At 45.6% G+C, this 24440-nt stretch carries 24 protein-coding genes and 1 pseudogene; 9 read left to right on the top strand and 16 right to left on the bottom strand.

What is annotated here, in order from left to right; genetic code table 11:
- Window positions 1–95 precede the first annotated feature (95 nt).
- On the bottom strand, window positions 96–521 hold the full coding sequence (locus tag G9G54_RS17300; RefSeq protein ID WP_069291098.1) for a GNAT family N-acetyltransferase: 426 nt from the start codon (window positions 519–521) through the stop codon (window positions 96–98).
- A 521-nt stretch (window positions 522–1042) separates the two neighbouring features.
- On the opposite strand from G9G54_RS17300, the gene G9G54_RS17295 reads away from it, so the two are divergent.
- A complete protein-coding gene (locus G9G54_RS17295) occupies window positions 1043–1657 on the top strand; it encodes a superoxide dismutase (protein ID WP_023986992.1) in 615 nt (204 codons plus the stop codon).
- A 134-nt stretch (window positions 1658–1791) separates the two neighbouring features.
- Complete coding sequence (locus G9G54_RS17290; protein WP_165178992.1) at window positions 1792–2283, top strand: DinB family protein; 492 nt, start codon at window positions 1792–1794, stop codon at window positions 2281–2283.
- Window positions 2284–2475: 192 nt separating this feature from the next.
- Here the strand turns inward: G9G54_RS17290 and G9G54_RS17285 are convergent, their stop codons facing one another.
- Together G9G54_RS17285 and G9G54_RS17280 are read right to left on the bottom strand one after the other, a co-directional pair.
- Window positions 2476–3909, bottom strand: a complete 1434-nt coding sequence (locus G9G54_RS17285; protein ID WP_165178991.1) for a PTS transporter subunit EIIC — start codon at window positions 3907–3909, stop codon at window positions 2476–2478.
- A 24-nt stretch (window positions 3910–3933) separates the two neighbouring features.
- Window positions 3934–6126 carry an alpha-galactosidase gene (locus G9G54_RS17280; protein WP_165178990.1) on the bottom strand — a complete coding sequence of 731 codons (2193 nt, stop codon included), beginning with the start codon at window positions 6124–6126 and terminating at the stop codon, window positions 3934–3936.
- A 174-nt stretch (window positions 6127–6300) separates the two neighbouring features.
- Between G9G54_RS17280 and G9G54_RS17275 the strand changes: the two genes are divergently transcribed.
- Window positions 6301–7122: an AraC family transcriptional regulator gene (locus G9G54_RS17275; RefSeq protein WP_165178989.1), complete on the top strand. Its 822-nt coding sequence runs from the start codon at window positions 6301–6303 to the stop codon at window positions 7120–7122.
- 315 nt (window positions 7123–7437) lie between these two features.
- Here G9G54_RS17275 and G9G54_RS25770 read toward each other — a convergent pair.
- The 5 genes and pseudogenes from G9G54_RS25770 to G9G54_RS17250 all read right to left on the bottom strand — a co-directional run.
- Window positions 7438–7668 (bottom strand): annotated as a pseudogene (locus G9G54_RS25770) (adenosylhomocysteinase); the annotation flags it as partial.
- Between the two features lie 13 nt (window positions 7669–7681).
- Window positions 7682–7987 (bottom strand): hypothetical protein, encoded by a 306-nt coding sequence (locus G9G54_RS26150; RefSeq protein ID WP_342355988.1) that lies wholly within the window; start codon window positions 7985–7987, stop codon window positions 7682–7684.
- Between the two features lie 3 nt (window positions 7988–7990).
- Window positions 7991–8587, bottom strand: coding sequence for an NAD(P)/FAD-dependent oxidoreductase (locus G9G54_RS26145; RefSeq protein WP_342355989.1), 597 nt, complete (start codon window positions 8585–8587; stop codon window positions 7991–7993).
- Between the two features lie 71 nt (window positions 8588–8658).
- Window positions 8659–9546: an NAD-dependent epimerase/dehydratase family protein gene (locus G9G54_RS17260; RefSeq protein ID WP_165178988.1), complete on the bottom strand. Its 888-nt coding sequence runs from the start codon at window positions 9544–9546 to the stop codon at window positions 8659–8661.
- Between the two features lie 1161 nt (window positions 9547–10707).
- A complete protein-coding gene (locus G9G54_RS17250) occupies window positions 10708–11595 on the bottom strand; it encodes an NAD(P)H-binding protein (RefSeq protein ID WP_165178987.1) in 888 nt (295 codons plus the stop codon).
- A 230-nt stretch (window positions 11596–11825) separates the two neighbouring features.
- Between G9G54_RS17250 and G9G54_RS17245 the strand changes: the two genes are divergently transcribed.
- On the top strand, window positions 11826–12467 hold the full coding sequence (locus tag G9G54_RS17245) for a TetR/AcrR family transcriptional regulator (protein WP_165178986.1): 642 nt from the start codon (window positions 11826–11828) through the stop codon (window positions 12465–12467).
- Between the two features lie 297 nt (window positions 12468–12764).
- On the opposite strand, the gene G9G54_RS25765 is transcribed toward G9G54_RS17245, so the two are convergent.
- Both G9G54_RS25765 and G9G54_RS25760 read right to left on the bottom strand, forming a co-directional pair.
- Window positions 12765–13103, bottom strand: coding sequence for a hypothetical protein (locus G9G54_RS25765; protein WP_274597348.1), 339 nt, complete (start codon window positions 13101–13103; stop codon window positions 12765–12767).
- Entirely contained in the window at window positions 13070–13591 is a 522-nt protein-coding gene (locus tag G9G54_RS25760; protein ID WP_274597347.1) for an SDR family NAD(P)-dependent oxidoreductase, read from the bottom strand. Before G9G54_RS25760 ends, G9G54_RS25765 begins: the two co-directional genes overlap by 34 nt.
- Before the next feature lie 116 nt (window positions 13592–13707).
- On the opposite strand from G9G54_RS25760, the gene G9G54_RS17235 reads away from it, so the two are divergent.
- Both G9G54_RS17235 and G9G54_RS25755 read left to right on the top strand, forming a co-directional pair.
- Entirely contained in the window at window positions 13708–14376 is a 669-nt protein-coding gene (locus tag G9G54_RS17235) for a TetR/AcrR family transcriptional regulator (protein ID WP_165178985.1), read from the top strand.
- 276 nt (window positions 14377–14652) lie between these two features.
- Entirely contained in the window at window positions 14653–14934 is a 282-nt protein-coding gene (locus G9G54_RS25755) for a hypothetical protein (RefSeq protein ID WP_238808168.1), read from the top strand.
- Window positions 14935–15028: 94 nt separating this feature from the next.
- On the opposite strand, the gene G9G54_RS17230 is transcribed toward G9G54_RS25755, so the two are convergent.
- Window positions 15029–15607: a hydrolase gene (locus G9G54_RS17230; RefSeq protein ID WP_165178984.1), complete on the bottom strand. Its 579-nt coding sequence runs from the start codon at window positions 15605–15607 to the stop codon at window positions 15029–15031.
- Window positions 15608–15732: 125 nt separating this feature from the next.
- Here G9G54_RS17230 and G9G54_RS17225 point away from each other — a divergent pair, with 125 nt between their 5' ends.
- Window positions 15733–16626, top strand: a complete 894-nt coding sequence (locus tag G9G54_RS17225) for a TetR/AcrR family transcriptional regulator (RefSeq protein ID WP_165178983.1) — start codon at window positions 15733–15735, stop codon at window positions 16624–16626.
- Between the two features lie 242 nt (window positions 16627–16868).
- Here the strand turns inward: G9G54_RS17225 and mutY are convergent, their stop codons facing one another.
- Both mutY and acpS read right to left on the bottom strand, forming a co-directional pair.
- Window positions 16869–18101: an A/G-specific adenine glycosylase gene (gene mutY / locus G9G54_RS17220; protein WP_165178982.1), complete on the bottom strand. Its 1233-nt coding sequence runs from the start codon at window positions 18099–18101 to the stop codon at window positions 16869–16871.
- A gap of 4 nt (window positions 18102–18105) precedes the next feature.
- A complete protein-coding gene (acpS, locus tag G9G54_RS17215; protein ID WP_069291092.1) occupies window positions 18106–18510 on the bottom strand; it encodes a holo-ACP synthase in 405 nt (134 codons plus the stop codon).
- A gap of 183 nt (window positions 18511–18693) precedes the next feature.
- Between acpS and G9G54_RS17210 the strand changes: the two genes are divergently transcribed.
- Window positions 18694–19521, top strand: coding sequence for an alpha/beta hydrolase family protein (locus G9G54_RS17210; RefSeq protein ID WP_134902226.1), 828 nt, complete (start codon window positions 18694–18696; stop codon window positions 19519–19521).
- Between the two features lie 91 nt (window positions 19522–19612).
- On the opposite strand, the gene nadE is transcribed toward G9G54_RS17210, so the two are convergent.
- From nadE to G9G54_RS17195, 3 genes are all read right to left on the bottom strand, one after another.
- Window positions 19613–20422, bottom strand: coding sequence for an ammonia-dependent NAD(+) synthetase (gene nadE / locus G9G54_RS17205; protein WP_025722646.1), 810 nt, complete (start codon window positions 20420–20422; stop codon window positions 19613–19615).
- A 101-nt stretch (window positions 20423–20523) separates the two neighbouring features.
- Entirely contained in the window at window positions 20524–20958 is a 435-nt protein-coding gene (locus tag G9G54_RS17200; protein WP_023986978.1) for a BrxA/BrxB family bacilliredoxin, read from the bottom strand.
- 140 nt (window positions 20959–21098) lie between these two features.
- Entirely contained in the window at window positions 21099–22838 is a 1740-nt protein-coding gene (locus G9G54_RS17195) for a two-component system sensor histidine kinase NtrB (RefSeq protein ID WP_165178981.1), read from the bottom strand.
- Window positions 22839–23129: 291 nt separating this feature from the next.
- Here G9G54_RS17195 and G9G54_RS17190 point away from each other — a divergent pair, with 291 nt between their 5' ends.
- Complete coding sequence (locus tag G9G54_RS17190) at window positions 23130–24389, top strand: NAD(P)/FAD-dependent oxidoreductase (RefSeq protein WP_185156308.1); 1260 nt, start codon at window positions 23130–23132, stop codon at window positions 24387–24389.
- Window positions 24390–24440 lie beyond the last annotated feature (51 nt).

The following is a 24440-nucleotide window of genomic DNA, read 5'->3' as shown; positions in this document are numbered from 1 at the left end:
CATATCCCGTACCCGATTGCAACGGTTACTCAGATATGCTCTAAATGTAAATATTATACTTAATGTTATTCAATTCTCTTTATTTCGATTCCCGATTAATGAGGCGCCAAAATACTCAGCTTCTGAAAAGCCTGTAAAATCTGACTTGCTCCATAGCCCATCGCTTCGTACAAAGGCATGGCCGCACTGTTATGCTTGTCCCCTGCTACCCAAATACGGCTAACCTTACGTTGCTGAAAACGCTGCTCCATGGACTCCACAAGCGATTTGCCGATTCCCATCCGACGACGATCCGGGTGAATAGCGATACGATAGTAACAACCATCATTCTGATCCATCGTGCCGATCAAAGCACCAACGATCTCTCCCTCTTCTTCTGCAACGATGATCAAACCGGAATCCCACGAAAGCTGACGGGCAAACGCACTCACCGTCTCTTTGTAGCACTCCTCTGACAAGGCAATTTGCATGAGTTCCGTTACTGAGTTCACATCACTTAATTGAAAGGAACGAACGTGCATAAGTAATATCTCCCTTTTCGTAAGCATAATAAAAAAATTGAGACAGCACCGTCATTTTTACATAAATCCTTAAATTTCTTATCATGGTGTTAATCACAAGGCATTATGATAAAAATGCATACGATCTGCTATATATGAAATGAAGAACAGGAAAAGGGTGTATGCCCTCAAGTTCGTCATGTCATAGACATGACAGATTATAGCAGACGACAAAAAAGCCGAAATTTCTGCTTCCTTGACCATTAAACCATACTTTTTGACGGAATACATCCCTTTTTCTCATGTAAGCGCTGTATATAAAGCGTTTACATTTTAAAGTTCACAATTTACCTCTTATTACCTATGTATTGTGTATTCCAATCGGGTTTTTGGACATGCTAGCTACCAGGCCGTATTGCCCAGTTTGCTATTTTACAAACAAAAATGTTGATAAAATAGGCTGAATGCGGTTTAATATAACTATCGAGGGTATTATTACATAGGAACACTTACCCAACCATATAACCAGGAGGGATTTTACTATGGCATTTCAATTACCAGAACTTCCTTACGCAAAAGACGCACTGGAACCGCACATTGATGCACTGACAGTAGAAATTCACCATGATCGTCACCATAACACATATGTAACGAACTTAAACGCAGCTCTGGAGAGCGCTCCTGAACTGCAAAGCAAAAGCCTGGAGGATCTGATCTCCAATCTGGACAGCGTTCCTGAAAGCATCCGCACTGCGGTTCGCAACAACGGTGGTGGACACCACAACCACAGCCTGTTCTGGGAAGTTATCGGTCCTAACGGCGGCGGACAACCGACAGGTGCTATTGCTGAAGCAATCAGCAACGAGCTGGGCGGCTACGACAAATTTAAAGAAGACTTCACTAAAGCAGCTACAACACGTTTTGGTAGCGGTTGGGCTTGGTTGGTTGTCGGCAAAGACGGCAAACTGGCGATCACTAGCACTCCAAATCAGGATAGCCCGCTGTCTGAAGGTCTGACTCCGGTACTTGGACTGGACGTTTGGGAGCATGCTTACTACCTGAAATATCAAAACAAACGCCCAGACTACATTGCAGCATTCTACAATGTAATCAACTGGGATGAAGTAAACAAACGTTACGCGGCTGCAAAGAAATAAGCCAGTAACAACATCTCTATCCTATAATAAAGGGCTGTCTCAAAAGTAGATTTTCTACGAATGAGACAGCCCTTTTGGCATTCCATGGTAAACTGGTGGAGATGATTCTCAAATACAGCTCTGGAGGTTGATGGATGCAGACTTTTTTTCGTTACAACTGGATGATTCGGGAACAATGGTACCGCTGGTGTGAAGAGGTGTCGCAGGAGGAATTACTGAAACAACGCGTCGGCGGAGTCGGCGGCATTCTAAAGACACTCTTTCATATCGTTGATGTGGAGTGGAGCTGGATTCAAACGATTCAGGGCAAACCCGACTTTCAAGAGGACTTCTCTCTCTATGATACGCTCGACAAAGTCCGTGAGCTGGATGCAAAGTTTCGATTCGATGTCGAGCCGTTCGTGCTCGCCTGGCATGATGGTCTGGAACGGAAAAGGTTCGAAGATCACCTCCCGGACGGCAGGATTGTAATTGATGCGTGGGGCGAGGTGATGCGGCATGTCATTGCCCACCAAATCCACCATATTGGGCAGTTGTCCATATGGTCTCGGGAGCTAGGCAAGCCTCCGGTTTCGGCCAATGTAATCGGCAAAGGGCTGATTGAAAGCGATAGTGGAATCGATTAGCTTTAACGAACATACAAATATATTCATGTGACTCAGAGCCGTCCCCGGTCGTTTTTAACGACTGAGGACAGCTCTTTTACTTTTTCATCTATACTCTCTGGTCTATTCCACGAATATTCTCTTCTTTTAACCGTTTTCATAAAGCCTGATTGTAACTGATTAAGTTATTCAACTTATTAATACTCTCTTGGTTCAGAGTGTTGACCTCTTGCTCTTGATAGCACCGTAAGCCAATGTAAATAATGCTCCACATAACAGGGCAATAAGATGAGCGATAAGATAATTCATATGACCATGGTTCTCTGACGCTGCAATTGCAAAGCCAGGAAGAGCCGTGGTTCCGAATCCTATGGCTGTCAGCTTGCTTAAATATACATATGCTCCCGCAATCATTCCTCCAAGGCATCCAGCAATCAGGGGGAACTTATACTTTAAAGTGACCCCGAAGATCGCTGGTTCGGAGATTCCAAAAAGTACAGACCCGAATGCAGAGTAACCCATTTCTTTAACCTTGGTGTCTTTGCGATTCAAAAGAATATACCCCAAAACGGCGCCCCCTTGAGCCATCAAAGCTACTGATGCCAATGGGTTGATAAAATTTCTGCCTGTATCGGTTAACAGCTGCGCTTCTACCGCACCCATAACATGATGTAAGCCTGTAATAACAATGATCTGCTGAATGCCTGCAAAAAACATAAAACCGAATATCCCAAGGTTTTGCGTCATCCAAAGCAGCGAAACAGTCACCAGACTAGCCAACTCTCGCCCAAGAGGGCCGATAATGGTAAACAATAGCAGGGAAGAAACAAAGACCGTCAGCAACGGAGCCAAAAATAGTTTAATCATGTCCGGAACCTTTTTGTTAAAAAACTGATCCAACTTGGCTACCACATATCCCATCATTAGAGCAATAATAATACCGCCCTGAAATCCAACCAACTGTACGGGAAGGCCGAAAAGACTGATCGATTCCGGATTTTGACTCCCTTTAGCTACCTCAAAAGCATCTGCCAGTGCCGGATGAAGCATAATCGCACCCAGCACAAGCCCCAGAATAGGACGACCGCCGTATCTCTTGGTTGCGGAATAAACAACAAGCAGCGGCAGGATTGTAAAAATACCCGTGGAAACGATTTGAACGAAGCGATTGATCCCTTGAAAAATTGGATACATCTCCACAATTGACTTAGGACCGAATAACCCCTTCTGACCTAACAGCCCGGTTATCCCCATTAACAATGCGGCAGCAAGAATTCCCGGCATGATCTCAATGAAGACATCTGACAGCGATTTAATGGCTTTTTGAAAAGGATTTTGCTTTTGTGCGGACTTCGTTTTGACATCACTTAATGACATATCTTCCGTTCCTGTCAGTTTGGAAAACACGGCATAGATATTATTGACCAACCCTGCTCCAAAAATGATCTGCAGTTGGTCCCCCGCTATGAAAACGCCTTTAACCAGATCAATATCTTCAATCTTCTTTAATTCCGCTTTTTCATTGTCCTCAAGTACAATTCTTAATCTTGTGGCACAATGGGCCACACCGATAATGTTCTCTTCACCACCGATATATTTTAAAATTTCTTGAGAAATTTTCTTATACTGCTTTTCTTTTGCTTCCATCTAGTAAAACCTCCTCTAGCTGAGTCAGATGTCTTCTTTAACAAATCTCCAGAACATGCCTAAAAAGTCCTGCTTCACCCTGGCAAGCGTTATGCCGACATGCATTAATTCATCACCGCCGAACAACTCACCGGTTTCTACATTTCTATAAACGTAGTCTGGATTCAGACCTTTGAATTTTAATGTTTTAATCGCGGCAGCAGGTTGGGATAAAATCTTGAAATAGCTGGCCGCCATTTCCGTTTGATCCTCTGATACAAAGCTCCATGCGGCTTCATTTTCATCAAACGGATTAATTATTCTGTAAAACTTTCCAAATTGAATAAGCGATCTCATTTCTTTATATAGAGCTATCTGTTTTTTTACTATTTCTTTTTCCTCAACGGTTAATGTCGTCAAATCTAGCTCATATCCAAAATTCCCGGCCATGGCGACATAACCTCTTGTCTCCAAGGGAGTTATTCTGCCCACTTGATGGTTGGGTACTGTGGAGACGTGTGCCCCCATGGTAATTGGAGGGTAGATAAGACTTGTCCCCCATTGAATTTTTAGTCGGCAAATGGCATCCGTATTGTCACTCGTCCAGGTCTGAGGCATGTAATAGAGCATACCGGCATCAAAACGACCTCCTCCACTAGAACAGCTCTCGAATAAGACATGGGGAAACTTTGATGTAAGCTCTTCCATAATATTATAGAGTCCCAGGATATAACGATGCGCAGTCTCCCTTTGTCTCTCAGGCGGCAAGGCTGCCGAACCCACATCCGTCATGTGACGATTCATGTCCCATTTTACATAAGTAATTGGAACGTCCGATAAAATATCGGAAACCGACTTAATAACGTACTCACACACTTCCTTCCTCGATAAATCCAACATCAGTTGATTTCTTCCCAACGTATACGGACGATCAGGGACATGGATACACCAATCAGGATGCTTTCTGTATAAATCGCTGTCCATAGATATCATTTCAGGTTCAAACCACAAACCAAACTCCATACCCAGATTTCGAATGCGGTTTGCAAGATCCGGCAATCCATCTGGAAGTTTGCGACGATCCACCACCCAATCGCCTAATGAAGTATTGTCATCATCCCGTTTTCCAAACCATCCATCATCCAATACAAACAGCTCCACTCCCACACTTTGAGCTTCCTTCGCCAACTGCTCAATCTTGTCGGCATCAAAGTTAAAGTAGGTGGCTTCCCAGTTATTAATTAGGACCGGGCGCTCCTTATCACGAAAAGACCCACGACATAATCTGTTCCTGTATAAATCATGATAAATTCTCGACATACCGCCCAAGCCATTTTCGGTGTATATCATGACCACTTCTGGCGTTTGGAACGATTCCCCCGGTTCCAGCAACCATGTAAAATCAAAAGGATTAATCCCCATCGTCACTCTTGTGTTCCGATAGGAATCTACCTGAGTCTGGGCTGTAAAGTTTCCGCTGTACACCAGATTAAAGGCGTACACTTCACCCTGTTCTTCATCTGTCCCTTCTCTTACAAGTGCCATAAAGGGTGCCTGTTGAGGGCTGCTGGCTCCACGGCAGCTGTCTACCATTTGAATTCCGGGTAAAATCTTTCGCCTTGCTATATTTTTTTCATTATTATGCGCACCGTACAAGGTAATGAGTTCGTATTCATCATCACGAAAATCCACACTAGCACTTAATGCTCTAAGCAGTTTTAGCTGCTGCCGACCTTCATTATCGAAACGGACTGAACGGGTAATGACATCCCACTTTTGATATAAGCTATAGGATAGTACAACCTTTACATTAATTAATGGGTCTTCAAGGACGACCTCCAGGGTTTCTACTTCGCCATCATCTTCTGCATAAGTAGAAGGAAGCCCTTTCAATTTTGGTTTGCCTTGGTAAACCCGATGTTCTTTATACCGAAAATCTGTCACTGTAGAACCATTCTCCAATTGAAGCTGATACGCAGGAATCCTGAAATCACTATTTCCAAATGACGGATATTCTTGCGGGATAGTATCCAGTGAAAAGGCTCGATCCGAGCCATCGGGATTGGGTGAAAATCCTCTATCCATAAAGATGATTTTATTGCTTCCCCGATAGTTCTGAATTTTCTTTCCCCAATACAGATGGGCTAAATAACCATCTCGTATAACCTGCATGACATAACTCGTATTGCTGCCTTGTAAATGGAATAAAAGCTTCTCTTTATCGATGTGTATAGCCATAGCAACCCCCTTATAGCGCCAATAGTACGATTTCCAAAAAGTATAAATTATGTTGTTTACTTATTGTTTACATCCTAATAATAATTGAATAGTTTCAATAATTATATGGAATAATGTAGACTCTATATGAAACGGTGTGATAATATGCAGAGATGAATTAAGGGGTGAAAACAAATGAGTTCACACTTTTCCAATCATTCCTATAACAACCTGGATCTCAATTTATACACATGTGGCAAAGAAAGCTGTACCAGCAAGCACTCTTATGGTCCAGCCATTCGAAGCGGGTATATGGTTCATTATATTTTAAAAGGAAAAGGGATCTTTAAAGTCAACGATAAAATCTATCATTTGGAGAAAAACGATGCTTTCTTTATTGAGCCGAAGGTTTTAATTTACTACGAAGCGGATGAAGTCGACCCATGGGAATATGCCTGGATTGGTTTTAATGGGGTGCAAGCAAAAGAATATCTAAGCCGGACCTGTATCAATAGGGACAATCCCATTTTCCGGTTTGAAGCAGAGGGCAGCCTTGCCCGCTGTATGGAGAGTATCGTCGTTTCTTCTACACTGAAATCCAACAAAGACCTACTGCTTGCATCCAAGCTGTACGAATTTCTGTATCTGATGTTTGAACATTACCCTAATCAGGAAGTCAACCCTGAGGTAAGACAGCAGCGGTATATTAAAGAAGCGCTTCTCTTCATTCAACAAAACTATTCACACTTCATTACCGTAAGCGACATTGCCAAGTACATTTCAATTGACCGTTCGTATTTGCATCGTTTATTTAAACAGCAACTAAATAAGTCACCACAGGAATTTTTATTGCATTTGAGGATTGAAAAATCGTGCTCCCTATTAAGAAATACTTCCCTTAAAATCGGGGATATTGCTCGGTCTGTAGGGTATAAAGATGTACTCCTATTCTCCAAAATGTTCAAAACGGTCAACAAGGTGACTCCATCCGAATACCGAAAAAATCCCCAAAAATAACACACTTCGTTCGCAACTAAATTAGGCATATTCATTCCAAAAACAGAAAAATAGCGGCAGCATGGATCAACCTCATGTCCATACTGCCGCTATTGTCAAAAGAAAATAAAGTTCTAGACTGAAAAATAAAGTATTAGACTGACGTTGCTTCATTAAGCTAACGGGCAGGTTAGCTTAATGAAGCAACGTCAGTTGTACGCAAAAATAAAGTTTTAGTCCGAGCTGCTATTCTACACAGTATTAGAATTACAATAAAGTTAGCTTTCGTGAAATAGGTTTTAGACTGACATCCAAAAAAACACATAAACAAGAATGATATTTCAGCGACATAGCCTGAAGTACAAAAGTCATATCCATAATTTCCGTCGGATGTCGTCGCCTGCTGCTAACGAGGCGGCCTTCCGCCAACATGTATAATTTGCGGCCGTCCACCAATTAATACTCTTTGATGTTGCGGCGCATGGTTCTTTTCGAAGCCGATATCGCTTCTAACTCCAATTTGTTTAATTCCATATCGAAATAACCCGCGTTAGAAAGAATCGTATTCATTTTGAAACTCTCAAATCGATCCAGCCGCATTCCACTCTTCGTCCAATAAATCCAATTGAATAGCAGCAGCTGCTGTTGCACCACTCGATGCGGCTGATATCAATTGGAATGGACTGCCTGATGCATCGCCTGCCGAATATACTCCGGCGACATTCGTCCTTCCCATTGCATCCGTATCCACCTTCATAACGGGGCCATTATCAGACATCCCACACCCCATTATTTCTGGAATATTTGTACTTTGCACCAGGGTTGGAGCAAAGAAAATCCCTTCACATTCAATAGATCGGTCATTGTTAAACGTAATTCGACTCACATATCATTGATGGGATTCAATTCGTTGGATGCTCTCTTCAACTAAGGCAATACCGTGAATGTTTATTTCCGCACGTTGCTCGTCCGTTAGCAAGGAAGCATTGGTGAGCACGGTCAAGCGCTTTGTCCAGCCTGATATCATCTTCACATAATGCAAATTTGAATCATTCGGAGCAATCACGCTGATCTGCCGGTCCCTCAACTCCCATCCATCACAGAACGGACAGACAAAAGCGCTGGTGCCATACACTTCGGAAATCCCCTCAATGTCAGGCAATACATCTTTCATGCCTGTGGCAAACAAGAGCTTGCGACTGCGAACCGTCGCTTCCGAGCTCTCCAACTGAAGGCGAAAATCACCGTCACCCCCAGTAACAGATGACACCACCCCAGATTGGAATAGGACCGAAGGGTACTTCAATATCTGTTCCCTTGCAATCCGCCGGAATTCAGATGGCGTAATCCCATCACGTGTCAAGAAGCCATGAGATTCTTTTGTCACATGATTTCTTGGCATCTCCTTATCGATTACCAGTACCCGTCTGCGTGAACGAGCCAGCACCAAGGCGGCGTTCAGTCCAGCAGGGCCACCGCCAACAATCGCAACATCATATATTTCGGCCTCAGTCTCCGGTCATCTTCCTTCTACCTCCCTGATCAACATCGCAATCTTCAAAAGCTATTGGCAAGCCAAGTTTGCACGGATTCGGCTTCAGGCTTCCAGCCAAGCAAGTTTCGAGCATGCACAGAGCGAATTCGGCAATTCGTCGCAAGTGTATATTGAGCAAGAAGGCCAAATTCAGCAACCGCTTCTTCCAGAGACCAGCTCATCGTGCGTCCCTCATATCCAAGCGCCTCACTCACGTAACGGCTTAGATCACGGAACGATTCCTCGCCATTTTCTGCGAAAAAGTAAGAGGAGGATGGCGCTTTGTCTAGCGCAAGAAGATACAATTGGGCCAAGTCACGAATATGGACGTTCGACCATCTGTTCAGACCTTTGCTAATATAGACTCCGGCCTTCATTTCTTTCGATTTCTGTACAATCATTGGAAGCTGAATGCTGTCTCTTGGAAGTCCGAGAGACGTTCCATATACCATGGAAGGTACGATGACAATGCCTCGCACTCCTTGATCGACCCCTGCTTTACGCACCAGCTCATTGACTCGAATCGATTCCAAGTCCCTTGTTACAGGTGTTTCTTCGTTATAGATTTGCTCGCTCTGGAATTCGCCCTTGGCATCATCCCCAACGTTGCCTGAACCGGATGTGTGAATCAACGGCTTTCCTGTACCGCGCAAAGCGCTAATAAACGTCTCAATAGCCTTGCGGTGAGCAACGTCAGCTGTATGAATCACTCCATCGCTCCGTTTTGCGTAATCAGCCAGTATTTCCGTATCTCCAAGTGTGCCCACGACAGGCTCCACTCCAAGCTCTTTCAGCTCGTTTATTTGGCTGGTGCTCCGGGTCAGACCATAGATAGAATGCCCTGCATCGAGCAATACTTTAGCCACAGAACTTCCAATATATCCGGTAACGCCTGTCATAAATATTTTCATCGTTCGTCATCTCCCTAATCTAAGTTCTTAAAAGTAAAGTGATACGATCTGTCACTGCCTCCTATACTTAAATTAATAATAAGATATTATAGACCCACTATGTCTATAATGGAGCGAAAAAAAGGTGCGTGATTCAGCTTGCATTCATACAAAGAACCAGCTCCTTTGATCGCATGGACACGAAGTGCATAGTCGAGTTAAGAATAATTCATTTGCGCTCCAATTATCGACTCATCGAGTCCATAATCGACTGACTTAGCTCATTTTAGGGCTACGGATTACATATGTCAAGTACCTGGCTCGCCTAAACCGACATAAACCATTGTAATCTTAAACTTGTTGCTCTTAGCATCCCGTATGAGACGGGTTGCATAGCAACGTATTCCACATGCTGGAACTGTCAAGCGTACCAGAAGACTGAAAATATCTGGTCATAGACTCTGTCGAAATCAACTGGCAGTGATTAAATAATTCGAAATTTTAAAAACAATTATTCAAAGCTGTTCGCAATTTCTTTGTTAGCTTTATGTCGTTCTCGTGCCAAATGTTTTTAACAACGAGCATCCGGTTTTTCGTTCCGCAATTATCTCAGCTCGGCCGATGAAGCTATCAACATTAGGATATCTTCTGCATATTATTTCAATAAATTTCTACTTCGGTTTCCTTTTGAAAAAATGAAGTAATTGCTGATCTCCTAGCAGTAAAGGATATTGAACTAACGGGAAACGATAGCTCGATAAATTGGCTTTTATCACGCCTTATTTAATGCCAAAGAGAGCCTATCCCTTTATTAATTGGAAATGATTTAACCTCCAAATCAAAGTGATGGGCTTATTTTCTTTCTCCTAAGCACTACACTACATTAGACTGACGCTATTTCATTAAGCTAACGAGCAGATTAGTTTAAAGTCAATCGATATGAACCTTATCACAGAAGGTTATTTTTTTGTGCGCATTCATCAATAAAGAACAAAGCTCGCTGTCACTTCAGCGAGCTTTGTTCTTTATATGTCAAAACAAGTCATAGTAAACCCTATTCGAGGTCTGAAATTAGAGGAGGATGAACAGGCTGCCATCTCAAGATTCTCCAGATCAAGTTATCGAAAGAAATAGCGCACTTAGGCGCGTTCTCATCCGCAGGTTAAACAGTATTCTCGCTGTTTAAACAGATTTAATATACACATCTGCAAAAACTTTTGCAAAGTCTTCGACCTTGACTTTACCGAGGTGGTAGTCGGTGGCACGGAGGCTGGCGTAGAACTCGTCGGCGTTCTCGCAGGCGCGGTTCATTTGGGCAAAGGCGTTGACAGTGTTTTCGTGGAAGCCGATTTTTTTCATATTCTCAGCAAGAGCTTCAACGGGGATTTGTTGGTATTTGGCCTCGATACCATTCTCAGCAAGGGCATTGAGCCAGTCGTTACCTGTGGCCCAGTCACTAACTATGAACTTCGCACTTTTACCCGATGGGGTGTGAGAAATCAGGGCGTAAGCGACGTCCGCGATATCAACGGGGCTGACCCAGCCTTGTGGGATGTCAACTGAAATTGGGCTGAAGATGGTCTGCTGGGTTTTTAGGCTTTGCATGTCGGCAAAAAGATTGCTGTAAAAGCCGACAGGGCGGATGTGGACAACGTTCACGTCTTCAAGCGAGTTTAGCGCTTCTTCTGCAAAATGATAGCTGTAGAGAATGCCGGCGTTTGGGTTGTCGGCGCCGACTGAGCTGAGGTTGACGACGTTTTTTACGCCTGATTTTAGCACAGCGGCCTTATAATTTTCAGAAAGATCAATGGCGGTCTGCCACATGTCGGTGCCAGAGGCATAATTGATACCTGAAATCATGAGGTAGACGACGTCGCTACCTGCAAAAGCCTGCGCGAGGAATTCGACGTCGAGGTTTGAGCCGACCGCTGGTTTGGCACTGAGCGCTTTGATGTCGGCGATACGATCTTTGGAGCTTGTGATGACGGTAACATCGTGGCCGTCTGCGATTAGGGATGGGAGGTAGTTGCGGTTAATATTGCCGAGTGAGCCAAGAACTGTGATTTTCATTGTGTAATCTCCTTTTTTAATGTGATTTCGAGAAATGGATATCGCTTATTGAGACCGTTATCCCTTCCTTGATTCGATATTCATTACAAGAGAGATTATACATCGGATAAATAAACTAAGTAAACCAATTTAATAAAATTAGTTAATTTAATAATCTTTTTAAACATTGTTTATTGATACCTCTATTTTGATATAATATGATTTGACGAGCGGTAGAGGAGGCTTCAATCGTGAGAAAACCCATGAGTGCAGATCAATATCTTAATAAAATCAAACCTGTAATTAGAAGAACCAGATTCAGCCAACTGAAAATTGACGATATCGCAAAACATATGGATATTAGTAAAGTGACGCTTTACAAGCATTTTTCATCCAAAGATGAAATCATCGAACAGGTTGTAGAGTATGGAATTCAGTACTTGCAGCAGGCTGACACCGTTGTATATGATGATTCCGTTTCATATATTGATCGATTTCAAAAAACGTTTCTGGAATCGTTAATAGGTATTATTTATTTATCCGATTTGTTTCTGCAAGACCTCAAGGAGTTTTATCCACGACTTTTTGAAAATATTTCCGTTGCTCAACAAAATAGAATTAAAAATTTACAATCTTTTTTTCAATCCGGTATGGATAAGAAGATTTTTAACAGAATGCACGTTGCGCTGTCCTTAGTTCAAGACGATGCTACGCTTCGGCGCATTATGGAACCGACCTTTAGTATTCAATGGTATGATCTCACCTTGAAACAGGCCGTTATGGAATTTTATAAGATGAAACAGTATCAAGTGATTAGTCCTGAGTATCTGGATACTGTTGACGATTCCGTTATCGAAAAAGAAATCATTCGTATTTTACAAACCATTTCGTGAACGCGTTCGTTTCTCCCGACTTGCTCTTATTGATGCTGTCGTCCGTTATCTGAGTAATCGTTGTAAAGTTTGTAACTTATAACGCTAAGAAGGCCATCCGTGTAGATGACCATTAAACTTGCCGGTTAGAGACAGCGCGGTGAACCGTATCACAAGTAGGGCAAAATTTATGGTTATAACAAGGAACCTCTTCGAAAAAGTCGGAGAGGTTCCTTGCTAAAATAGAAAGCCGGTTGGTTATCTGATATATATTCTGCTAAGTGATGTTGACGTCCGCTCCAGTCCAATTGCAACGGCTTATTGCATAGGGTTGCCTTGCGCTGCATGCGAGACAGTCTCCCAGGCTTCCCAGGTAGCTAGACGGTCAGCATAGATGCCGCGTGCCATAGGCAAGACTTCCGAGCCGAGCGCAAATCGTAGTGGGGGTTCCGCTGCGTCCACGATCTTGAGAACGGCTTCTGCAGTCGCTTGAGGGTTGCCGCGTTTTTCGTTTGATAGACGCGTGAACACCTGCTTCCGTACATCGGCATAGACGTCCATTTCCGGTACTCGCTTACCTGAAGCGCCAAACTCGGTCGCATAGGCACCGGGTTCGAGCAGCGTCACCTTAATCCCAAAGTCCTTGACCTCTTGCACCAGGCTTTCGTGGAGTCCTTCGACCGCCCATTTGGAGGAGCAATAGAAGCCGATGAGCGCCTTGCCTCGATACCAAGGGAGCTTGAAACGCTGAGCAAATGCCCGCTGCCCTGCTTCCTCAGCAATGGCAAGGCGGTTTGGATGACTCCAAGATAACCAAAGTAGTTCGCGTCAAACAGAGCGCGAACATTGGCTTCGCTTGCCTCCTCGACCATTCCGACCAAGGTGTAACCGGCATTATTGAGGACAACGTCCAGCTTGCCGAAATGGGAATGAGCCTGCTGAACGACCTGGCGAACCTGCTCAGCATCCGTTACGTCGAGCGCCATGGGAAGAACGAGATCTCCGAAACGTTCCTTCAAATCGGAAACGTCTTCCAATTTGCGGGCGGTAGCCGCAACCTCATCTCCACGCGTGAGCGCGGCCTCTGCCCATATGCGTCCTAAACCGCGAGAGGCTCCCGTGATGAACCAGACTTTTTTGTCCATGGTATACTCCTCCTTTAAATTCCCAGTTCTGTGTGGGATACTTAAATTAAAGCACCCAAATACGGAACTGTATAGTTCCGGAACTATAAAGCATCGAAAAAAAGGGGTTAAATTTTATGAATAAGATTAAAAATGAAGAGTCAGTCGGATCCAAATTAGCTGACAAAGTAGCGGAAAAACCAGCGAAAACATTAGGCCGTAAACGAGATCACACGCGGGATGCTAAAATCCTGGAAGCGACAATCGACATCCTCGCCGAAGCCGGTTTTGATGGAATGACAATGGACATGGTCGCAGCTAGAGCGAAGGCCGGGAAGGCGACAATGTATCGCCGCTGGTCCTCCAAGGCAGAGTTAGTCCGAGATGCCTTGACCTGGATGAATCGAAATCATCTTGAGCTTGACCTCTTGCCCGATACGGGAACCTTGCGCAATGATCTGCTCGCGCTATTGAAGCCGCAATCGATCGAAGAAGGTGAACGCAAACTTCGAGTACTCGCAGGCCTGGGCTCCTTTTTTTCGCAGAATCCGGAATCGGTTAACGGAGGGATTTTCGAACCGTGGGCTGTAGTGAATCGTGAGCTCATGCACCGGGCCGTCGGCCGCGGTGAAATCTCCACCCACGCGGACATTGAGATGGCTTGCCAGGTTATTACTTCAATGGCTTCTTATCGCGGACTCGTACAGCGCAAAACATTCGACAAGCATTTCTACACTTCGCTAATCGACGTTGTCCTACTCCCTGCCCTCAAAAATCCGTTAACGTCTCCAAATGAAATGGAATAAGGAAGGCGACCTTTTGCTTGTGGAAAGAAAATCCTACCACAAATTGGTCATGATGGAAGGGTCATCCTAAAAGGATGGCCTTAAAACTTGCCGTTACAGACAGCACGGTGAACCGTATCACAGTAAGTCATTATGCTAACGGAAAACGATAGCTCATAAAAGACAAGAAGGCAGCCGATCATAGTGATCGGCTGCCTTTGTTTAACTAACGGGCAGGATAGTTTAAAGCTTTCGATAAATCGTATGGCCTTACGAAAGACTATAAAAGCGCAGCTTATGATTGGAAAAGACCGTTTAAAAGAGCACCGCCAATTCCACTGGCAATTATGCAAATTTATTAGCATTAGCGCTGCGCCACTAGGCGTACTCGTCCCATTGGGCACTGCGGAACTCATGCTGGTTGCTATACAAGAAGCGCGTGCCAATTGCGACGAGCCGTTCGCTCTATATCATTCAGCGGTTACTTTGTATATTTGGTGCAGCAGGTCGTATCCCATGCCGTCAGCCCATATGTGCACCCTGAGAACACATAATCGTCCTTTAAGTATGGCCAGATGAGATTCCCAGCAAACGCAAAGCGAGTTTCAAGCTGTGGCGTTCTTCGTGTATTCGGTCAAATAATACACGGGGAATGGGAAAGTCATTTTTTCAACTATAAACAGTTGCCTGAAAGGGCAGAGAGGATTTCCTGTGTTGTCCGGGTACGCCCGATGCGTGGAAAGATGAAATTTTTTACGTAATCATGCCCTGTTTCGGAAAATCCAGTCATCGCATCAATCGCCAAAATCAGCTGATACCCATGCATAAACGCTTCCCGCGCGGTCGTATCAACGCCCAACTCAGTAGCGATGCCGCATAAGACGATGGTATCAATTCCCCGGCGGCGCAACTGAAGGTCGAGCTCCGTTCCGTAAAAAGCCCCCCATTGCTTCTTCGTGATGATATGGTCTGTCTCGGTGACCCGCATTTCCGGGACGATTTGATCCCATCCTTCAGGCAGATTCAGGGGTGGTGCAGGCGAATCCAACTTAGGACGCGGGATATCCTTCAAATCTTTACTAGATACCCGGACCAGTGCAACCATTGAGCCTTGCTCACGGAAAGTATCTGCCAAGGCTGCGGCGTTAGACACTACCTGCTCAGCAGAATAAGGGGCGTATTTATTTCCTATCCACTTTTGCAAGTCAATAACAACCAACGCTGTTTTTTGTGGCTCCCATAATCGTTCCATTCTGTATGTTCTCCTCATCTCTTCGATTTGACCGTATGTTTAATTATGTGAACATATAGTCATTTGACTTCATGTTTCGTATTTTGTACTATCATTCATGAATAGTCAAGGGGGAGATTTTTCTTATGAGTGTGACAAGGGAAGAGGTTTTAAAATCGGCGATGAAGCTTTTTAAGGAACATGGGTTTCTTTCGACGACGATACAGGATATTGCCGAGGATTGCGGTATTGCCAAAGGATCAGTCTATAAATATTTCCCTTCCAAGGAAGACCTCTTCAGCGAGGTGTTTGATCAATGCCATAACGCCTATTTTGATCAAGTTGATGAACTGAAACGCTTTCCCGAACTCTCGCCAGAAGAGCAGTTTCTGCAGCAGATCATTCTGCGATTCCGTTATTTTATGGAATACAAGCATATTCTGGTCGAATTCACGGAGCTCCCCATCCAACAGGATCCCAAGTTCCAGCCGCTTAGACACAAGGTTAGGGGGCGGCTCATCCGATGGCATAAAGAGTGCTTGATACAGGTTTATGGCGAAGAAATTTATCCGTTCCTGTGGGATTTGGTTTCCATCTATCGTGCGATTCTGAAGGAGTACTTATTTTGGATCGTTTATGAAGAAAAGTCTCTATCGCTTGAGGAAACGGCAAGGTTCATTTTGGATAAGCTCAATGTGCTCGTTAAGCATATGATGGCCTCTAACCTGAAGCCTCTGCTGAAACAGGCTTCGTTCGAGAGGTATTTAAGCTGGGGGCTCGAGGACCGCCAAGGGGAGAGAGAGCAGTTCCTTACCGAGCTGTTCCGGGAGATGGATTCGGCCCTTAATGTTCTTCCATCCGGCGCAAAACATCGTTCGGAGTTGAAAGAGGTTTACCATTTTATCCAGAACGAAACTCGTAAAGCGGAACCGAACTTACCGTTGCTGCAAGCTTCGCTCTACTTTTTGGAGAGAGAGAAAGAGCTTAAAAGTCAGGTCATCCAGTTAAGGAATATTATTTATTCAGGTAGGGGTAGGTAGCTTGTTATGTGAAATCAAATCTAACCCCATCGGGGACAAAAGTGAAGACTCTAGGGGTGGAGAGAACAATACGCGAAAAAGGTACGTCTAACGTTGTTACGGTTAGCGAGCATTCCGCTAACGGGAAACGTTAGTTCAAAGGAAACAGCGACAGTCTTGGACTTTATTTTCTCGTCCTTGGTTGTCGCTGTTTCCATTTTCTAGGCTCAGTCTAATTTTTGCTGACAGCTATTCAACTAACATCAGTTCTCTTTTTGCTTCGCATAATACTCGGTGATCAGATCGAGGAACACCTTGGGAAACGCCAAGGTGGCCATATCCGCTTCGCTGATCCAGCGGTACCCCGCTGGCAGCGCATTATGCGCGTGCTCCGCCTGCTCAGCCAGCGCAATCAATGCACCTGGCTTCGCTTCGGTGCTGTAGCTGGCCCGCTGTTCGGCAGCCAGCGGATGTCCTCCCGCCTCCCCGGCAGGGACGGCGACCTCTTCACACTGGAACACACGTAGGTTCCAGTGAATGTGGCTGAACGTGTGCTCCGCCTCACGTACAAACCGCACCGGGCGCGCAAGCACGCCCTCTGCTAGCAAATGAGCCGCCAAATGGTCCATGGCGGGCTCATCCGGCACCGGGCCGTTGTAGCCCTCCGGCCCGGCAAGTTCATGCGGCAGCTCCCACATGCGGGCCAACAGGCCCTTGGCCGGGCGCTGCCGTACGAGCAGGCGGCCGGCATTCGTTCCGCTGCCCTCGATGAGGGCTACGGAACGTGGCTCCAGCCGAGGCGGCTTCGCCTTGGTCTTGACTGGCAGCGTCTCCTCGCGACCTGCCAACCTGCCCGAGCAATGCTCCATGACCGGGCAGGTCAGACAATGAGGCGACTTCGGCGTGCAGACCAGCGCCCCCAGCTCCATCAGAGCCTGATTAAAATCAGAGGCCCTTCCTTCGGGAATCAGCTCCCGTACCAGACTTTCCATATGCGCCCGCGTGCTGCCCTTCATAATATCCTCTTCAATAAGAAAATAACGCGACAGCACACGCATCACATTTCCGTCCACAGCAGGCTCTAGTCGATTGAAGGCGATACTCATAATCGCCCCCGTCGTATACGGGCCTACTCCTTTCAGTGCAGCGACAGCCTGTGTATCATCCGGCACCTGCCCGCCGTGAAGCTCAACTACTTGTTTTGCCGCAGTTTGCAAATTCCGGGCCCGCGAATAATAACCCAGCCCTTCCCACAGCTTAAGCACATCCTCCTCGGGTGCTTCCGCCAACGCTTCAATTGTAGGAAAACGTGCAATAAAGCGATTAAAATACGGAATGACCGTATCGACACGCGTCTGCTGAAGCATAATTTCCGAGATCCAGATATAAAAAGGATTCCGATGGCGGCGCCACGGCAAATCACGTTTGTTACGTGTATACCAATTCAACAGTTCAAAGCTGAAATAACGCTTTTGTTCCAATGTATTTGTAGTCATCACATCACATCTCCTTATATTCGACAATCACAAAAGCAGAGGCAATGTTAGGCTGATGTGTAATACTCAAGTGAATGCTGTAATTCGAGTCACCTGTAGACGGCAATCTCAGTCTATCCCATGCGGATGAAGACAAATAAACGGCTGGCTTCCCCCCAGGTTCCGGTAAAATATCCATATCGCCGAACCCGATGATTTGCCCAATTCCGCAACCGAAGGCTTTCGTTATCGCTTCCTTGGCGGCAAAGCGCCCAGCTACGAACTCCGTTAGTCTACCCTTGCGTTCCACAGCAAGCTCACGTTCTGCCGGGGTCAGCACCCGATTCAAAAACGCATCTGCATATTTACCTGCTAAAATATGAGCCATACGGCTTATTTCCAGCACATCATGTCCAATTCCGTAGATCATTTGGGTATTCCCCGTCCTTTTTACTTTACTGGATCTATTGTAACAGTGCGTACACACCCTGGCGAGTCACAAAGGCGTAAAAGCGGCACCAAAATATGTTAAAATAAGAAAGGCTATAGGTGAATGTTTTGAATTCAGCTGATATGCCCATTTAAAAAAATTCCCGTAGAAAGGAAGGATAGGATGTCAGAAACCATTATTGTTGAAGCAGGTACCGAAGCAGGAACAGATGCGGTGATCCGGGCTTCCTGGTTTCCCGCTAAAAATACAGCCAAAAGCCTGCTCATCATCGCTCACGGCTACAAAGGATTCAAGGATTGGGGCATGTTCCCCTATATAGCAGAAGCATTGAGTATGGATAACCATGTTGTGACCTTCAACTTTTCACATAATGGCATAGGTGAGGATCTAGAGAATTTTACCGAGCTAGAAAAGTTCGCACGCAACACCTATAGCCGCGAACAAGAGGATTTGGAACTATTGCTGTCCAATCTGAGAGCACGTCATGAGTTCAGAGAATTGCCGTTGTTTCTGTTAGGACATAGCCGAGGCGCGGGAAGCTGCTTTGTATATGCTTTAGATCATCCCGGCGAGATTGCTGGCGTCATTTCATGGAATGGCGTGACAGATCTTGATTTGTTTACTTTACCGCAAAAAGAAGAAATGCGCGCCAAGGGGCGCAGCTATGTGGAGAACGCCAGAACAGGACAACAGCTTCCGCTGGATGCTGTCATTCTGGAAGACCTGGAACAAAATCGCCAGCGTTTTGCCATTGTAGACAGACTTGCCAACAGCCAGCTCCCAGCTGTACTGATCCAGGGAACCGAAGATTCCAAACGTCTACGGGAAGGCTCTGCCCTGCTCACATCCGTTCGTCCCGACATCGAATGGGTACAAATTCAAGGCGGCAATCATACCTTTAATACCGTTCATCCATTCCAGGGAGGTAGCCTTCCACTGGATCAAGCGATTACCGAAACCCGCCGCTTCATTGAGTGGATCACCAATTAAATTATTGCCCCTTCAATACAAACGGCGATCCGCCGGGCGGATCGCCGCATTTATTTACTTCAGGATTTTACAATTCCATAATGATTAATGCTTACACTCCTGGGATGCTTGTCCGCTTATGCGCTGTACGTGTAAAGAAGCTTTCCAGCTTTTCGCGTGCCGCCGGGTCAATTTCCTTGCCTTCCAGGTAGTCGCTGTTTGCTTCGTAGGAGATCCCCAGTTCTTTTTCATCCGTCTGACCTTCCCACAATCCTGCTGTAGGCGCTTTGTCCAAAATGGCCTGCGGAACTCCGAGATAGCTGGCCAGCAAGCGCACCTGACGTTTGTTAAGCGTGCTGAGTGGCGTAATATCGACTGCACCATCGCCCCATTTGGTATAAAAGCCTGTGATGGCTTCTGAAGCGTGATCTGTGCCAACGACGAGCAGATTCAGCTCATTCGCGAGTGCGTACTGAACCACCATACGTGTTCTTGCCTTTACATTCCCTCTCACTTGCGGAGTAATGGAACGCTCCAGACCGATATCCTTTAACGTATGCTCTACTTCCACGGCAACCTTGTCCACGGCTTCCTTAATGTTCGTTTCCCCAGCATATTTCAGGTCGAACGCTTTGGCTACCGCGTAGCTATGCTCGATATCTTCCTGTTGGCCGTATGGCTGGAATACACCCAGTGTTTTGTATTCGTCCCCTTGTTCCTGCGTCAATTCATCTGTAGCCCGCTTGCACAAAGCGGCTGCTACGGCACTATCAATCCCGCCACTGATGGCGATTAACAGCCCTTTGCTTCCCGTTTTCGTTACATACGACTTGAGGAAATCCACACGCTTACGGACCTCCGCCTCTACATTAATCGTAGGCTGTACTCCCAATTCAGCAATAATCTGTTCCTGCAAACTCATCAGATAAGCACCTCTTTTTTAGGAATTTCCTTCACAAGCCAACATGCAAAAGCCCCGGCAAGTTTCGCAGGCGAAAAATGCGGGGCATAGCTTGAGCAGTCTTACCGGCAAAAACGATCAAATGCACTGGTCAAATCAGCAGCGATCTGATCTGCCGAACGATCCTCCACCTGATGACGCTCGATGAAGTGAACCAGTTCGCCGTCTTTCAACAGCGCGATAGAAGGGGATGACGGTGGGTAAGGTGCGAAAAATTCGCGAGCCTTTGCCGTTGCTTCCTTGTCCTGTCCGGCAAAAACCGAATACAGATGATCTGGCGTAAGATCATGCTTCAACGCTTCAGCCACACCCGGGCGGCATTGGCCTGCGGCACAACCACATACCGAGTTCACAACAACCAACACTGTCCCTTTAGCATTAGGCAGCTTGGCCTCCACATCTTCAGAAGTACGCAGTTCCTGAATCCCAAGATTCGTCAGTTCATCGCGCATTGGCTGAACTGAATCTCTCATATATTGATCGAAAGACATAGACATATTCTTTCACTCCTTTTCCAAAAATCATGTATACTACGTTTCTAATTTCATCCTTTGCCGTGTAAAGGCATGGACATCTAAACTTCATTATACAATCTTTTTCACGTAATTTGCAAAAATCCGGCTATATATTTGCACGATTATTTCTGTATCGAATTTATGACAGGAGGTTCAGCATGATCCCGGTAAGTCGGGACGGTTCTGCGCAATCGGACTTTAAACTGCGTGCCCATTCCCTCCACCGAGTCTACGGCAATCGTACCGTGATGACGCTCCACTATACTTTGACATAAGGCCAGCCCCAAACCTGTACCTTTCGTTTTGGTGGTGTAAAAAGGTTGGAACAGCTTTTCAAGCTGTTTTTGCGGAATTCCCGGACCTGTGTCCTTTACTTCGAGTTCCACGAAATCCCCTTCCTCATGAGTCGAAATGGTCAGCACCCCCTTTCCCCCCATAGCTTCCATCGCATTACGTGATAAATTAAGCAGCAACTGCTTCATTTCCTTAGGATTCAAATGCAGCATCGTCACATGTTCCTCCAGCTTTAGCTCAATCGTCTGCCCCCTCAGATTCGCATCTGCCCACAATAAAGGCGTCAGTTCGCGAATAATATCATGCAGATGACATTGCTCCTTCTCGACAATCCGATTCTGGGCCAGTGAAAGGAAATCGTTAATAATTCCGTTCGCCCGATCGAGTTCCTCCATCACAATGCGGTAGTAATGGTTTAGAGATTCTGGACTTTTCTCACGCATAAGCTGTAAAAAACCACGCACAACCGCCATCGGATTACGTATTTCATGAGTAATGCCCGCTGCCATCTGTCCGACCAGACTGAGCCTCTCGAAATTGCCTAGCTCACTGCGCAGCGTCTCTAGCTCTGTAATATCTTGCAAGGCGATAATGACGCCTGTCGTTTGGTTTACATGTTTATCACGAATAGGAAGGAAACTTGAGAAGAATACTTTGGGAGTAACATTTATAAAATCAGCACCCGCCTCTCCTTCCAACGCTTTTGCAACTCGTTCATTAACCACAGGCAAAGAGCTAAAACCATATAACGAGGTCAATGGACGGCCTACTACCTCAGGCAGTGTAATGTAGGGATCGAAGTCCTGGTAGAGTTCCAGCATCGTTTTGTTCATATGTATAACTCGTTCTTCGCTGTCCAGAGTAACAAGAGATAACGGCATCAAATCCATAACTTGACGCAGCTTATCCACTTCAATTAAGTATTTGCTCGTAAATTCAGTCACATCACGCCGCAGCGCCAGCTTCTCAAAGGCATTATGCATTAGACTCACGACCGTAAAACTTGCCAGCACACCTGCACCAATATTCCAGAACGTTGTAAGTAAGTCAGGAATGTATACCGAAATATCCTGTTTGCCCCACAGTAGCGGAAATATTGCTTTAAACAGCATATCAGCCACAACATATGCGGAGATTAGGAGTTTTTTGTCCAACAAGGTTCCTCTTTGAAAAAACTTGCCATGCAGCAGCATAAAAGGAAAAAGAATAAAACCCGTGCCCACATACATCGGGGACATTTCTGTCGACTGGGCTATAATCAGGACACCCATCAGTGCGGAAGCGGCGAGCACGAAGGCAGTGCGACGTCTACCGTACATGATGCCAACAGCAAGGGGAATAATACCGAGATTGGAAGGTAGACCATACGGAGACTGATATTGAAAGAGTGTACATAGCAATATGGCTGGCAAGCAACACAGATACAGTATTCCTTGATTAGGTCCAGGAAGCAGATTGCCGCCCCAAACCTTTTTCTTATCCCCATAATCCGTTAATATAGAGAAAAAACCCGCCGATATAACGGCAAGGAGAACTTGGAGCACACTTTCCTTCAACGCAATTAACAAGGACTTCTCCCCCTCATCATCTTTCCTTGACGCCGTTAGTTGAATTAAAGCACAGGCTACAATATATTACAATATATGTGTTAAAATCCCGGTGTAGAACGACAAAATCTGCTAAATACCAGATGTATATAAGAGGAACGCTTTTACGTGTTTTAAATTCTTGAAAATTGAAATATATACGTGTTTACTGTGCTCTAAGGCTATCTAGAGCGACGGTATTACGATATGATGAAAAATCGGTTACACCATTCTGAATTTTTTGAAAATTTGTCGACGAAAAGGAAGAGGTTTATGACTTACGACGTTATTGTAATCGGAGGCGGCTCAGCCGGATTAATGGCTGCTGCCGCTGCCAGCGGTGAGGGCGCCAAGGTGCTTTTGCTTGAAAAAGGAAATAAGCTCGGGCGAAAGCTGGGGATCTCTGGTGGAGGCCGTTGCAATGTCACGAATGCCAAAGAGCTGGACGAACTCATTCGGCACATTCCCGGCAATGGCCGTTTTCTGCACAGTGCACTGGCGGCTTTCGGCAATCGGGATATCATCGCCTTTTTTGAACAGCTGGGTATAGCCTTAAAGGAAGAAGACAATGGGCGTATGTTTCCAGTGACGGACAAAGCCAAAACAGTTGTCGATGCTTTGATCAACAAGGTACGCTCTCAAGGAGTCGAGATTCGGACAAGCTGTCCTGTTCAAGAGGTTATTTACAATGAAGGTCATACGGCTGGGGTGCGGCTGCGTTCCGGTGAAATCCTACATAGCCGTAATGTCATTGTAGCCGTTGGCGGCAAATCCGTCCCGCATACAGGCTCGGAAGGTGACGGCTATGCATGGGCAGAACAAGCAGGGCATATGATTACGGAACTGTATCCAACAGAGGTGCCGTTGACCTCAGGCGAGACGTTCATCCAGACGAAAGAGCTTCAGGGACTATCCTTACGCGATATCAGTCTGACCGTATGGAATGCGAAGCAAAAGAAAGTTGTCGTCCATGAAGGAGATATGATTTTTACACATTTCGGTCTATCTGGCCCAACTGCTTTGCGGTGCAGTCAGTTTGTCGTCAAGGGAATGAAAAAGGATAAGGTAAACACGGTGTTGTTGACTCTCGATTTACAGCCTCACAAACATGCCGATGAAGTCTACCGTGAGACGCTGGAATTGGCATCGGTCGATGCTAAAAAAGCGATCAAAAATGTGCTTAAGCCTTATTTACCGGAACGCTTGATTCCATTGTTGCTCCAGCAAGCCGAACTGCGTGAGGACTTGACCTATGATCATATTCCCAAGCAGCAGTGGCAAGAACTTGCTCATCGCATTAAGGCGTTTCCAATCCGTGTGAACGGTACGCTCTCTCTGAAGGAAGCGTTTGTTACCGGAGGCGGTGTGAATTTGAAGGAAATTAATCCGAAAACGATGGAGTCCAAGCTGATGCCTGGGTTGTTCTTCTGCGGTGAGATTCTCGATATTCACGGTTACACAGGTGGTTATAATATTACAGCGGCGTTTACGACAGGGCATACAGCAGGAACCCAAGCGGCCGTAAGCGATTAAGACGCTGCGCGTAGGATTTGATCTTACGATCGCTGTTGCCACGGGATTCTC

Origin of the sequence: Paenibacillus sp. EKM212P (assembly GCF_011066115.1) — a bacterium.
GTDB classification, from domain to species: domain Bacteria; phylum Bacillota; class Bacilli; order Paenibacillales; family Paenibacillaceae; genus Paenibacillus; species Paenibacillus polymyxa_B.
The sequence above is the reverse complement of the archived record's forward strand: the minus strand, read 5'-3'. Positions and strand labels throughout refer to the sequence as shown.